The sequence below is a fragment of the Motiliproteus sp. genome, from assembly GCF_965230735.1.
Taxonomy (GTDB): Bacteria; Pseudomonadota; Gammaproteobacteria; order Pseudomonadales; family Balneatricaceae; genus Motiliproteus.
Map to the genome: position 1 here is coordinate 193493 of NZ_OZ246016.1, position 12174 is coordinate 205666.

Genomic DNA, 12174 nt, shown 5'->3' on the forward strand with positions numbered 1-12174 from the left:
CCATATCAAATTGAATTAGAACGGCCACAGCGGGCTGTAGAAGAAGCGGGTAAACCAGCCCAGCTTGTTGGTATCGTGTATCTCACCGGTACCGCTGTAGGTAATCCGGGCATCCGCCAGCTTGACCGAGTCCAGGGTGTTGTCCGGCTTGATATCCTGGGGTCGAACCAGGCCGCTGACACGGATATATTCATCCCCGCTGGTCAGTGTCATCCACTTTTCACCCCGAACACGCAGGATTCCATTCGGCAGCACTTCGGATACGGTAACGGTAATGTCGCCACTCAGACTATTACTCTGATCGGCATCCCCGGTGCTCTCAAAAGTACGGGTCCCACCAGGCAGACTGAAACTGGCCTCGTTACCGTTGATCGACAGCGGCGACCCGAGGATGGTCGGCGCCGTGATCGACAGCTGGCTGTCCTTCTCCAGCTCGGTTTCGCTCGACTTGCTGGCCTGAGTCCGCTCGGTCAATACGATCGTAAGAATATCGCCGACTCGACGGGCGTTGCCGTCTTCGTATAGGGAGACACTATGGCCGGCCTGGAAGATCGCACCATCAACCGGTTTCGGAGCCGACATCGCCGCCGGTGGAACCGGGGCAAAATAGGGGTTGTCAGGCTTGGGTGGCGTTTGCGCACAACCACCCAGCAGTGACGCTGCCAGGATGAATGTCAGAACCTTGTAGTTGGTTTTCATAGCGATCTACCTGTTAATCCCACGGGCGATTAAAGCTGCTGGGTCACGAACGACAACATCTGATCGGCGGTCGAGATCACCTTGGAGTTCATCTCGAACGCTCGCTGGGTCTGGATCATGTTGACCAGCTCCTCGACCGAGTTGACGTTAGAGTTTTCCAACGCTCCTTGGATTGTTGCGCCAAAGGATGTGGATCCCGGGTTACCGGTTGTCGGCGCACCACTGGAGACGGTTTCCTGAAACAGGTTGCCGCCGATTGACTGCAAACCGGCCGGATTGGTGAAATCTGCCAGGGTGATCTGGCCGACCTGGGTTGCCACCGAACTACCGGCCTGAGTTACTGACACGGCACCGTCATTACCGATAGTCACGGAGGTGGCATCGGCGGGGATGGTGATGGTCGGATCCAGCAGATAACCCTGGGCATTGACCATCTGGCCGCTGGAGTTGAGCTGGAAACGGCCACTGCGGGTATAACCGGTTTCCCCGTTGGGCAACGCGATCTGAAAGAAGCCGTCACCTTCGATGGCCAGATCCAGGTTCTGATTGGTGACATTGATGGTGCCCTGGGTAAAGGTTTTTTCGGTGCCGACTACCCGCACCCCGGTACCCAGCTGAAAGCCGGAAGGCAGCTCGGTTCCATCCGCCGACTGGGCGCCAGGCTGACGCTGCACTTGATAGATCAGATCTTCAAAGATCGCACGATCGCGCTTAAACCCGTCGGTACTGATATTGGCCAGGTTGTTGGACACAACCCGCAGCGCGGTATCCTGGGCGCTCAGTCCCGTCTTGGCGACAAACAGGGCTCCGTTCATAATTTTCCCCTTCTACAGCGATCACCAACCGATCACTGTGATGACTTGCTAAGTTATTGTTCGTTGGCCCCTACGGGCTGGCTCTAGCCTAAGTTCTGCAAAATCCGCGCTGCGGCTTCGGCGTTCTCTTCCGCATCACGCATCATCTTGATATTCATTTCGAATCGACGGGACAGGTCGATAATCGACGTCAGTTCATGCACCGCGTTAACGTTACTGGTTTCCAGGAAACCCGAAGCCACTCTGACCTCCGGGTCCAACCCTGCCTGCCCGCCCGCCTTAAGGCGCATCAGACCGTCCTCACCTTTGGTCAAAGCCTGTGGATCCGGGTTGACCAGCTTGATCCGATCCACCACCGCCAAGGCGTTCGGCTGATCGCCGGTTGCCCGGACCGTAATGGTGCCGTCCGCACCGACCTCTACTTTGGAGCTGGGTGGCAATACGATGTCTCCGCCCTCGCCCAGCACCGGCAATCCTCTGCCATCGAGCAGACGTCCGGCGGCATCAACGTGCAGGGCACCGGCACGGGTATAGGCCTCATTGCCGTCGCGTCCACGCACTGCGATCCAGCCTGGTGTTTGCACGGCGACATCCAGTTCCCGCCCGGTGTGTTCATTGACCCCTTCGGTAAGGTCGGTAGCCGGGCGCTCCGTCATGGCGTAAACCCTTGACCGATAACCCTCGCCAATCACAGGCATGGCGCGAGCCTGGGCCAGGTCGGCTTTGAATCCGGTGGTGTTGACGTTAGCCAGGTTGTTGGCATGTGACGCCTGGGCCAGCATCGTCTGATTGGCCCCGGTCATCGAAAGAAACAGCAACTTGTCCAAAGACTTGTCCTCATTCTCGCAATCGACGGCGGTTGTCGATTGCCGCTTTTACGCGCTCTACCGAGAATAAAGCAACAACAGTGCCAATTTTTTCAAGACGCAAAAAAGCACGGTCCGAAACAACTCGGGCCGTGCCTTGAAGGTGTGACGAAACGGCCGTGATAACGGCCGCTTCGAATCGTCAGTTCAGCTCAACTGAACCGGTTTAGTTGATCTGCAGGATCGTCTGGGTCACCTGGTTCTCGGTTTGCAACGTCTTCGAGTTAGCCTGGAAGTTACGCTGCGCCTCGATCAGTGCCACCAGCTCTTCTGACAGGTTGACGTTGGATTGCTCCAATGCCGCCGATCGCAGCTGACCGTTCAGACCGGTTCCCGGCGGGTTCAGAATCGCCTGGCCGGAGGCCAGGGTCGCAGACCAGGCGGTATCACCGACCGGCTGAAGACCACTTTGGTTCTCGAAGCTGGCCAGTGCAACGATCCCCAGGTTGGAGTTCTGGCCATTACTGAAGCTGGCCACCATGACCCCTTCCGCGGAGAAGGTCACCCCGATCAGGTCCCCTTTGGTAAAGCCGTCCTGGGTCGATGCTTTCACGATCGATTCCGACGCGAACTGGGTAGTGCCCGACAGGTCCAGACTGATGGTGTTGTTCGGGTTGGCCGGGTCGGCGCCGGCGATGGTTATCGATGGCGCGGATCCCGTCGCGCTGACCGGCAGACCATTGACGGTCTGCAGCAGACCGTTGGTGGTATCGAAGGTCAACAGAATCGGTCCCGCTTCGGAGGTGGTCAAACCGCTACCCGGCTGGGGCGGACGACCGATGTTCAGCGGCGTGCTGTTGTTGAACAGCGCGTGCATCTGATACACCCCCTGGTAGGAGTTATCCCCGGTTTCATCAAACGAACCGGCACCGATGGTCAATCCGGTGACGTTGGTTGATGAGACCGGAACCGTCGGCTCATCCCCCAGCTCGGGATCGTAGGTGATCACCAGCTGACCGGTCGAAGAATCCTTGGTGATCGTATCGATCTCCGGATTGGCGGACAGGATCGCATTGGTGTTCTTGATGATTTCATCAACGATATCCGATGCACTCATGGTCGTGTTGATACCGACCTGGGTCGCACCGATGGTGATAAAGGGATTGGTACCGGTCAGCGGCGGAGCTGGCACCGAGAACGCGTAGGACTCCACCTTGTTGGCAGCGAAGAACGGATCCTGGGTATTTACATTGGTCAGCGCTGTTGTCGTGCCGGTACCCACGGTATCAATATGATTCAACACCACCGGCCGAACATCGGCCGCACTGGCGGCCCAGGTAATCTCCAGATTACCGGAGCCGTCGTCGGAAACTTCACGAATACGGTTGTCCCAGCCGACCTGATTCTGCAGCGGGGTTGCAGCATCGTTGAAGATCGCCGCCACCCGACTGGCGAAGTTGGCAGCGGTGGTGTCATCACCGATCTGGCCCAACGCCGGATCAGGCGGCGTGCCTGCGGCAACGACCGAGATGGTTCCGCCGGCAAGACTAAAGCTATCACCGGCATTCAAGCCCAATCCGGCAAAGTCGATCAGCGAGATACTCTGACGCTCGCGCCAGGCACCCTGCTCGATCATGTCGAACTTGATGGTGTTCTCATTACCCAGGCTGTCAAACGTACTGTTGGTGGTACTGAAGGTGAAGGTGGCCGAGTCATCCGGATCGTAAGCCAGGTTACTGGGCGTGGCACGGGAGTCGATATTGAACGACAAGTCCATATCGGACGTGGCCTTGGGCGGACTCTCTTTCTGAGAAACCGCCAGATTACCGATCGGCTGTCGGTTGCCGGCCGCATCCAGGCCGAATCCCTGCAGGAAGTTACCGTTCTTCGATACGACGTTGCCGTCCTTATCCAGCTCGAAACCGCCGGCCCGGGTATAGGTGATCCCCCCCTGGCCATCGTTGAGCTGGAAGAAGCCGGTACCGTCGATGGCCAGATCCAGGTTGTTATTGGTGAACTGGATCGTACCGGCGGTAAAGTCCTGGGCGATATCGGACACGATAACCCCCGAACCCGGACTATTGGCCGAGCCGGATCCCACCACCACGGTGGCAAAAATATCGGAAAACTCGGTCCGGGCCGACTTGAAGCCGACGGTACTGGAGTTGGCGATATTGTTGCCGGTGACGTCAAGCTCGGTGGTCGACGCCTTCAGGCCTGTTATTGCTGTACTAAACGCCATGATCAGACTCCAATCTGTTTGACTTGATCAAAGGTGACCGAGCCACCTTCGATATTAATTTTCATTCCCACACCGTTCTGACCCAGGCTCACACTGTCGACATTGCGACCCAGGTAGGTCTGCACCGGTACGTAGTCATCGCCCCACTTGGCTTCGACTTCAACCTTGTAATCACCGGCGTCATAGCCTTCCGGTAACTCAAACTTAAACTGTCCATCGCCGGCCGCCTGTGCTCCCAGCGACAGATTGCTGATCATGGCACCACTGCTGTCATAGACCTTAACCCGCACGTCTTCGTGACTGGTCTGCAGCGCCATCACTCCCTGAATCATCCGGTCATCACCAACCTTGGCCTGAGTGGTGGGGACATAAACCGTCTTACCCACCATCGACGATGCCTGCAGCGCGGTCTGGCTCGACAACATACTGTTGGACATGTTCTGCATCGTCAGATTCATGTTGTTGATGCTTTCAACCATGCTCATCTGCGAGATCTGGTTCATGTAGTCCGAGGTGTCAGCCGGACTGGTCGGATCCTGATTCTGCATCTGGGCAATCATCAGCTGCATGAACATGTCGCTCTGCTCCTGCGCCTCCGTCTTGCTCGCATCGGCTTTCTTGTTCAAATCCAGGAACACATTCCCGGAGTTGTTTACATTGTTGATATCACTCATGTCCTACCCCCACCGGCGGCGTCCCGCTGGCTAGATATTCCGGCTCAAGCACAGTTATCACAGCTCAAGCCCTGTTCATTGCGTCATCAGTCCGGACCGACGACGCGGGTTATTCGTTACTGTCCCAGCTGCAGCACCCGCTGCATCATGTCCTTGGCAGTTCCCATCAGGTCGGCATTGGTCTGGAACGAACGCGATGCCGAAATCATATTGGCCATCTCTTCGACCACATTGACGTTGGGATAAAACACAAAGCCTTCCTCATCCGCCATCGGATGATTGGGCTCATACTGCTTACGAAGCGGCGCATCACTCTCGATGATGCCGTTGACCTTGACGCCACCACCAGCGGTCACCTGCATCTCGGATTGACCACTCATGCCGGCCATCACCTGCTGTTGAACCTGCTCAAACACCGGATGACGGGCACGGTAAGTAGCATCCACACTACTGCTGACACTCTCGGCATTGGCGATATTGGAGGCAACCGTGTTCAAGCGAATGCTCTGGGCACTCATCCCGCTACCGGCAATATTGAAGATGTTTGAAAGTGACATGGGGTTACTCCAAAGTCCGTCGCGTCAGTGCTTATTCGCCCTTAATGGCATTCATCAAGCCGTTAAACTTCCGATTCAGGAAGGTGAAGCTGGCCTGAAATGCCAGTGCATTCTCGGCGTACTCCGCCTGCTCATGCTGTACATCGACCGTATTACCATCAACCGACGGTTGCAGCGGCTGTCGGTACATCAACTCGGCCGCCAGGGACGGGTCGATCACCCCGTCCAGATGACCGGTTTGGGTCGCAGCCAGACGCATCGGTTCGGCCGGTGCGGCAACGGAATCGGTCTGAGCACCGAGAATGGCGCGAAAGTCGATATCCCGCGCTTTATAGTTCGGGGTATCGGCATTAACGATGTTATTGGCCAGGACCTCGGCACGACGGGTACGAACCAACAATGCCTGTTGATGAATGCCTAATGCTGAGTCAAATGAAATTGCCATCTCGTGCTGGTCCTATACCGGTTCTAACAGCAATAAAGCAATTTCAATGCCACAAGAGAAATGCATTGATTTATAAGTATTTTTTGACAGCAACAGCTACAAACAGAGGACAAAGCGGCAACGGGTTACCGCCCGGCGGCAACCGCTCAGCCGGTAGCAGCCGGCAAAAAGCGGCTGCGGGTCAGTTTCAGACGATGGCGAGGAGAGTGAAGAAGAGTGGAACGCTGCTGGGCAGCGTTCGGATCAAGACACACCTATTTGGCGCGATAGATGATGCCCGGACTGCAGTGGACCATCTCGTAAATATCGTTCAGATGCCCCAAAGATTCAGACGCGCCTAAGAAAAGGTATCCACCCGGTTTCAGCTGGGTGTGGATCTTTCTCAGGATCTGCTGCTTCAAATCGGAAGAGAAGTAGATCAACACATTGCGGCAGAAAACGATATCGAATTTACCCAGGATGCTGTAGTTACCCAATAGGTTCAGCGACTTGAACTCGACCCGGGATTGAATATCGCGATTGATCTGCCAGCCGCCGTCGGCATTCTGGCGGAAGTGGCGGGACAGGTGGTCCTTCTGCAAACCACGACCTACCGCCAGCATGTCATAGGTGCCCCGGCGAGCATGCTCAAGCATGGTCGGAGAGATATCCGTTGCCACGATCCGCTCGCCGGCCTTGAGCTGTCCGGGCCGACTGCGCTTGAACTCATCCAGGGTCATGCTGATCGAATAGGGTTCCTGCCCCGAGGAGCAAGCCGCCGACCAGATCCGCAGCGGTTGCATTCCCGAGCTGAGCTCCGGTAGCAGTCGATCACGCAGAATATTGAATGGGTGAATATCCCTGAACCACAGCGTTTCGTTGGTGGTCATAGCATCAACCACCTGCTCTTTAAGCCGGCTGGAGCGGCGCATTGCCGTCACCAGCTCATCCAGGGTCGAGTAACTCTGCTCGTTCATGATTGAACTGAGGCGACTGCTGACCAGATACTCCTTGTTATCACCCAGCAGTATCCCGCAGGCCTCCTGCAGGAAATCTCGAAACAGCGCGAAACCCTGCGGGGTAATCTGTACACGGGCACCGGTCAAAGGTCTGGTCAAAATAGCTACTCTTTAGCGTTAAGTTAATACGGTATTCCGCCAACGGGCGGCTTAAACATCAGGAGGCGCCTAGCTGCTCCAGTCGCTGCTTAACCCGAGAGGCCAGCTCATCGGGCTGGAACTTGGCCAGGAAATCGTTTGCGCCAACCTTATCCACCATCGCCTGGTTGAACATACCGCTCAACGAGGTATGCAGCATCACATAGGCTCCCTTCATCCGATCATCGGCACGGATCGAAGCGGTCAGCGTGTAGCCGTCCATTTCGGGCATCTCGATATCGGAGATAATCATCAGGAAAGCATCGGCAATGCTCTGTCCGGATTCGGCCAGTCCAATCAGGTAATCCAGCGCTTCCTTACCGTTGTTCTTCAGCGTCACCTCGACCCCAAGTCCGGTCAGACAGCGCTCGAGCTGCTTGCGCGCCACGACCGAATCATCCACCACCAGCACATGCTGGCTTTGCGACTGAGATTCTCGCACCTGTTCGACCAGATTTGGGTCTACTTCCTCTGAGCGAGGCGCGACCTCGGCGAGGATCTTCTCAACATCGAGAATTTCGACCAGGTTGCCGTCCAGCTCGGTCACGGCGGTCAGGTAATTATCCTTACCGGCCCCACGGGGCGGCGGATGAATCTCTTCCCAGTTGGTGTTGATGATCCGCTCAACCTTGTTGACCAGAAAACCCAGCACCTGCTGATTGTATTCGGTCACAATGACAAAACTATCCTGCATGGCAGCATCATCAATGGCGCCGCGCCCCATGGCAGAACTCAAATCGAGCACGGGGATGGCGCTGCCGCGAATATGAGCAACACCTTTGACACCGGCTTTCAGTTTCGGCATCGCAGTCAACTTAGGGCACTGGATCACTTCGCGGACCTTGAAGACATTCAGTCCGTAAATCTGTTCTCCGTCCAGCCGAAACAGCAATAACTCCAGACGATTCTTGCCAACCAGCTGAGTTCGCTGGTTAACACTATCAAGAACACTGGCCATAGCTCGCTCCTGGGCTTGCTTATCGAGGGTAGAAATCTATAAATTAGCACCCATTCGATTGCTTACGACAATTAGAGCGGGAGCAGAAAAATCATAGGGCAATTCTGTGATCAAAGGTAGCCTAATCGGTGGTTTCTGTCTGTTTTTTGGGCTTCTCAGCATCGCAGCCCAAGCCCAGACAGAGCCGCTACAACAGCAGCTATATCGGCATATCGAGCAACAGCTTCAGCCGCAACTCGACAATTCAGTGCAGTTGCGCATCAATCTCAAACCCGGCAGCCGAAATCTGAAGCTGCAACGCTGCGGCAACCCGGTCCAGTTCGACGCTAAGCGCCCGCTAAGTAGTGGAGCCTTCACCATCAAGGCTTCGTGCGACTATCCGCGTCGCTGGTCGCGCTACCTGCACGGTCAGATTGAGCTGTCCCGGCAGGTGCTGGTCAGTGTCCGCCCCCTGGCTAAAGGCAGCCGGCTGTCCGCCGACGACCTGCGACTGGCCTGGCGCGATCAGTCAAAACTGCTTGGTGGCTACTTCGATCAGCTGCATGAGGTGATCGGTTATGAACTGAAACGCTCACTCAATGCCGATCAACCGATCAACTCGACTCTGCTACGCCCCCCCGTACTGATCAAGCGGGGTGACAGTGTCTCTATTCAAGCCGGTCGCGGCGGTGTCAGCGTCCAGATGACCGGCACCGCGATAGAAGACGGACGAAAAGGCCAGCAGATCCGGATCAGGAACAACCGTTCCGGACGTGAGATCCGTGCCCGAGTCATTGACAGCGGGCTGGTCAGCGTAGGTCCCTGAGCATTCCTAATGCGATACCCTTGGCCATGAAATCCAAACCACTTTGGGTTAGACTTGGCGTTAGCCGGAGCGTCAAAAAAACTTCGATATTTTGCTAAAGTAATCCGACCGGCTGTCGATATCCTTGCTTAAGAACCATTTTTTTGACTTTTTGAGGTATTAGGGATGGCCATCGATCTGACAGGCCTGTCAAACGTCAACGCAGGCTCGCGCAACAATAAGGTTGGCACCAACGCGACCAATAGCCGTAGTGAATCTACCGGCAATCAACCTGCGGCGAACCCACAACCTCAGCCGGAAACCGTTAAGCTGAGCACCGAAGCCCAGAACCTGAGTAAGCTGGAAGAGTCTGTTGCACAACTGCCCGATGTTGATGAGGCGAAAGTTGCGCAGATCAAGCAAGCCATTGAAGATGGCTCTTACTCGATCGATTCTGGACGTATCGCCGCCAAACTAACCTCGCTGGAAGGCAGCCTGTTCGGCTGATATGAAAGAAAAGATCCTACTGACACGACAATTCTGCGAATTAATCGATAAGGGTAGCCAGATTTTGGCTGCCCTTTGTCGTTTAAGCGAGCAGGAAAAAGCCGCCATTGAACAGATCGATGCAGCCGCTCTGCAGAGCTGCGTGGGCGAGAAGCAGAAACAGCTGGAGCTGCTGGCGGAAAACACCCTGCAACGCAACGAAGCGCTGGTGGGATTAGGCTTCAGCGCCGATGATAAAGGGCTGGAACAACTCCAGGCCAGCCTGCCGCCGGCGATCGCCAATCAGGTCGACAGCCGCTGGCAGCAGCTGCGCCGCAGCCTGGAACAAGCCGCTGAGCTGAACCAGCGCAACGAGCAGATAGTTCAGCGCAGCCAGCATAATCTGGGCCACCTGATCAGCATCCTGCAGGGCCACAGCGGACGCTCCACGATTTATAACGACGCCGGTTACAAGGGCAACTACAGTGCCCAGAATCGCTTAGGGAAGGCCTGACGACGACGGAGGTTCGACTTCTGAAACCCGAGTCGCTAGAATGCCGCTTCGCTGCCTCCCCGTAGTTCAACCGGATAGAATAGGGCCCTCCTAAGGCTTAGATACAGGTTCGAGTCCTGTCGGGGAGGCCAGCCCAAACAGGTTCTGAAGGACGCATTCGTGAAGTACCTGAAAACACTCAACGCCATCCACGCAAAGCTCGGCCGCCTCGGCGATCTGCCGGTTTTCAGCGCCACCGTTAACCGCATTCAACAGATCAGCAGCTCCAAAGAAAGCGATGCCATGGCACTGGCGATGGCGGTGATGAAGGACGCCAATCTGTCCGCTCGCCTGCTTCGATTGGCCAACTCGACCTATTACAACCGCAGCGGAGCCCGGATCAACGTCATCTCCCGCGCGGTGATCATGATCGGCTTTGATGAGATCAAGAACCTGTCGGTTACCCTTAAACTGATCGAGTGTTTTCACAAGGCCAATCCCGACACCGATGTCGCCTCGCTGTTAATGCGCTCCTTTTTAACCGCCGCGATCAGCCGTGAAATGGCGATGCAGGCGGGCCTGGACGACATTGAAGAAACCTATACCTGTGGCCTGCTTCACGGGCTGGGTGAGATCGTCTACGCCTGTACCCTGAGCGACGAATACCGTCAACTTCAGCAATTGCAGAGCAGTACCAATCAACCCTGGAAGCGGATTCAGCTGGAGCATATCGGCGCCCATTTCAGCGACATCGGTCAGGAACTGGCCCAAAGCTGGGGCTTCCCTCCTTCGGTGGTCGCATCGATGGATGCGATGACGGCCGAAGAACCCAAGGGGTCGGTACGGCGTAACTTCGAGATCACCTCCAGCGTCGATAGACTGCTACAACTGCTCTACGGCCAGGGTCAGCCGCAACCCAACAGTTTTTCCTCCGTGATTGAGAAAATGTCTCAGATCACCGGTGCCAATGAAGACACCCTGAAGCAGTCGCTCAGCCGGGGCTTCAAAATGGTCAGCGATATGGCCAGCGAGTACGGCCTCTCTCAGCAAAGCCTGAATCCGCCATTGCGCCAAAGCGGCGATGACGATCTGGATGAATTCGCCCGCAAGGCCTCCTATTACATCCATACTCAACAACAGATCAATCAGGCCGAAGATATCAACCCTCCGCCACCAGCCGTCGAAGAGCCCGATAACACTGGCGCGCTGGCAAAAATACAACTGGATTATCTGCAGGAGCTCGGCGAGCTGGTCAACCAACAAACCCCGATCCCGGCGCTACTGAAGAAAGTCATTGAAGGAATCGTGGCCGGCACCTCGTTGGACAGAGCCGGTTTCGTCATGCTCAGCCCGGACCGACAACAGCTGCGACTGCGACTGGGAGACGGCGATTGCCTCGAAGACTTGCAGCGCTACTTCAACCTCAAGGCAGGCCAGGGCGACGACTTTTTCTTCAAGGTTCTGAGAAAGCAGATGACGCTGTTGGTGACCGACACCCAGGAAAGCGGCTGGCCCGAGCGCCTACCCGAAGCTTTTCGAGCCAAAGCGAACCCACGCGGCTTTATCATGGCGCCACTAAGCGCAGGAAAGCGAATTCTTGGATTTCTTTACGCCGATCAGCTCAGCGACAAAAACGCGCTGGAACAAGAGACGTTTCGAGGCTTTAACCAGTTCTATATGCAGGCCAAGATGGCGCTGGCTTATTCCAGCCAGCAGAACGGATAGATCGAGGAATCAAGCAACACCAACCGAGGTTTCCAGCTGTAGCAGGCACTGCTGGTAGCACTGCCCAGGCTGCAGCAACCGGACTCCGACAGCATGCCCCAAATTGTGCTCCAACTGTCGGCTATAAACGATCACGGCATCGAGCTTGAAGAAACGGGTCCCATGACACCTGGGGGTCACCAGCTCAATCCTTACCGGCTCACCCAACACCAGCTCTTTCGACAAGATCACGTTCAATCCGTCAGGGGCAACATTGTCGGTACTGCCCGGCAGTTTCTCGCCGTTCAGACGAACGATCGTCGCTTTCCAGGTCACACTGAGTCGGCTATGCCGACGGCGTTCTTTAAACACGGC

14 protein-coding genes and 1 tRNA gene are annotated in these 12174 nt (G+C 56.0%); 5 read left to right on the forward strand and 10 right to left on the reverse strand.

Features of this window, described 5'->3' with window-relative positions; all coding sequences use genetic code 11:
* Positions 1 to 15: 15 nt before the first annotated feature.
* From flgH to ACO05M_RS00940, 9 genes are all read right to left on the reverse strand, one after another.
* Complete coding sequence (gene flgH / locus ACO05M_RS00900) at positions 16 to 699, reverse strand: flagellar basal body L-ring protein FlgH (RefSeq protein WP_421866774.1); 684 nt, start codon at positions 697 to 699, stop codon at positions 16 to 18.
* A 29-nt stretch (positions 700 to 728) separates the two neighbouring features.
* On the reverse strand, positions 729 to 1514 hold the full coding sequence (gene flgG / locus ACO05M_RS00905; protein ID WP_421866776.1) for a flagellar basal-body rod protein FlgG: 786 nt from the start codon (positions 1512 to 1514) through the stop codon (positions 729 to 731).
* Positions 1515 to 1597: 83 nt separating this feature from the next.
* Positions 1598 to 2341, reverse strand: a complete 744-nt coding sequence (locus tag ACO05M_RS00910; RefSeq protein WP_421866778.1) for a flagellar basal body rod protein FlgF — start codon at positions 2339 to 2341, stop codon at positions 1598 to 1600.
* A 205-nt stretch (positions 2342 to 2546) separates the two neighbouring features.
* Entirely contained in the window at positions 2547 to 4562 is a 2016-nt protein-coding gene (locus ACO05M_RS00915) for a flagellar hook-basal body complex protein (RefSeq protein ID WP_421866779.1), read from the reverse strand.
* A 2-nt stretch (positions 4563 to 4564) separates the two neighbouring features.
* Entirely contained in the window at positions 4565 to 5236 is a 672-nt protein-coding gene (locus tag ACO05M_RS00920; RefSeq protein WP_421866781.1) for a flagellar hook assembly protein FlgD, read from the reverse strand.
* 116 nt (positions 5237 to 5352) lie between these two features.
* Positions 5353 to 5793, reverse strand: coding sequence for a flagellar basal body rod protein FlgC (gene flgC / locus ACO05M_RS00925; RefSeq protein WP_421866783.1), 441 nt, complete (start codon positions 5791 to 5793; stop codon positions 5353 to 5355).
* A 31-nt stretch (positions 5794 to 5824) separates the two neighbouring features.
* A complete protein-coding gene (flgB, locus tag ACO05M_RS00930; RefSeq protein ID WP_421866785.1) occupies positions 5825 to 6238 on the reverse strand; it encodes a flagellar basal body rod protein FlgB in 414 nt (137 codons plus the stop codon).
* Positions 6239 to 6492: 254 nt separating this feature from the next.
* On the reverse strand, positions 6493 to 7335 hold the full coding sequence (locus tag ACO05M_RS00935) for a CheR family methyltransferase (protein ID WP_421866786.1): 843 nt from the start codon (positions 7333 to 7335) through the stop codon (positions 6493 to 6495).
* Between the two features lie 58 nt (positions 7336 to 7393).
* Entirely contained in the window at positions 7394 to 8332 is a 939-nt protein-coding gene (locus ACO05M_RS00940) for a chemotaxis protein CheV (protein WP_421866788.1), read from the reverse strand.
* Between the two features lie 106 nt (positions 8333 to 8438).
* On the opposite strand from ACO05M_RS00940, the gene flgA reads away from it, so the two are divergent.
* The 5 genes from flgA to ACO05M_RS00965 all read left to right on the forward strand — a co-directional run bounded on the left by flgA (position 8439) and on the right by ACO05M_RS00965 (position 11820).
* Positions 8439 to 9137, forward strand: a complete 699-nt coding sequence (flgA, locus tag ACO05M_RS00945) for a flagellar basal body P-ring formation chaperone FlgA (RefSeq protein WP_421866790.1) — start codon at positions 8439 to 8441, stop codon at positions 9135 to 9137.
* A 165-nt stretch (positions 9138 to 9302) separates the two neighbouring features.
* Positions 9303 to 9623, forward strand: coding sequence for a flagellar biosynthesis anti-sigma factor FlgM (gene flgM, locus ACO05M_RS00950; RefSeq protein ID WP_421866792.1), 321 nt, complete (start codon positions 9303 to 9305; stop codon positions 9621 to 9623).
* Between the two features lies 1 nt (position 9624).
* On the forward strand, positions 9625 to 10116 hold the full coding sequence (locus tag ACO05M_RS00955; RefSeq protein ID WP_421866793.1) for a flagella synthesis protein FlgN: 492 nt from the start codon (positions 9625 to 9627) through the stop codon (positions 10114 to 10116).
* Positions 10117 to 10171: 55 nt separating this feature from the next.
* Positions 10172 to 10247 (forward strand) — tRNA-Arg (locus tag ACO05M_RS00960).
* Between the two features lie 28 nt (positions 10248 to 10275).
* A complete protein-coding gene (locus tag ACO05M_RS00965) occupies positions 10276 to 11820 on the forward strand; it encodes an HDOD domain-containing protein (RefSeq protein ID WP_421866795.1) in 1545 nt (514 codons plus the stop codon).
* A 9-nt stretch (positions 11821 to 11829) separates the two neighbouring features.
* On the opposite strand, the gene ACO05M_RS00970 is transcribed toward ACO05M_RS00965, so the two are convergent.
* A complete protein-coding gene (locus tag ACO05M_RS00970) occupies positions 11830 to 12171 on the reverse strand; it encodes a PilZ domain-containing protein (protein WP_421866797.1) in 342 nt (113 codons plus the stop codon).
* Positions 12172 to 12174: the final 3 nt, after the last annotated feature.

What these genes read in the sequence shown, in the direction of transcription:
- flgM (WP_421866792.1), top strand. Translation starts at nt 9,303, where the DNA reads ATGGCCATCGATCTGACAGGCCTGTCAAACGTCAACGCAGGCTCGCGC.
- ACO05M_RS00940 (WP_421866788.1), bottom strand. Translation starts at nt 8,332, where the DNA reads ATGGCCAGTGTTCTTGATAGTGTTAACCAGCGAACTCAGCTGGTTGGC.
- flgB (WP_421866785.1), bottom strand. Translation starts at nt 6,238, where the DNA reads ATGGCAATTTCATTTGACTCAGCATTAGGCATTCATCAACAGGCATTG.
- ACO05M_RS00920 (WP_421866781.1), bottom strand. Translation starts at nt 5,236, where the DNA reads ATGAGTGATATCAACAATGTAAACAACTCCGGGAATGTGTTCCTGGAT.
- flgG (WP_421866776.1), bottom strand. Translation starts at nt 1,514, where the DNA reads ATGAACGGAGCCCTGTTTGTCGCCAAGACGGGACTGAGCGCCCAGGAT.
- flgH (WP_421866774.1), bottom strand. Translation starts at nt 699, where the DNA reads ATGAAAACCAACTACAAGGTTCTGACATTCATCCTGGCAGCGTCACTG.
- flgC (WP_421866783.1), bottom strand. Translation starts at nt 5,793, where the DNA reads ATGTCACTTTCAAACATCTTCAATATTGCCGGTAGCGGGATGAGTGCC.
- ACO05M_RS00955 (WP_421866793.1), top strand. Translation starts at nt 9,625, where the DNA reads ATGAAAGAAAAGATCCTACTGACACGACAATTCTGCGAATTAATCGAT.
- ACO05M_RS00915 (WP_421866779.1), bottom strand. Translation starts at nt 4,562, where the DNA reads ATGGCGTTTAGTACAGCAATAACAGGCCTGAAGGCGTCGACCACCGAG.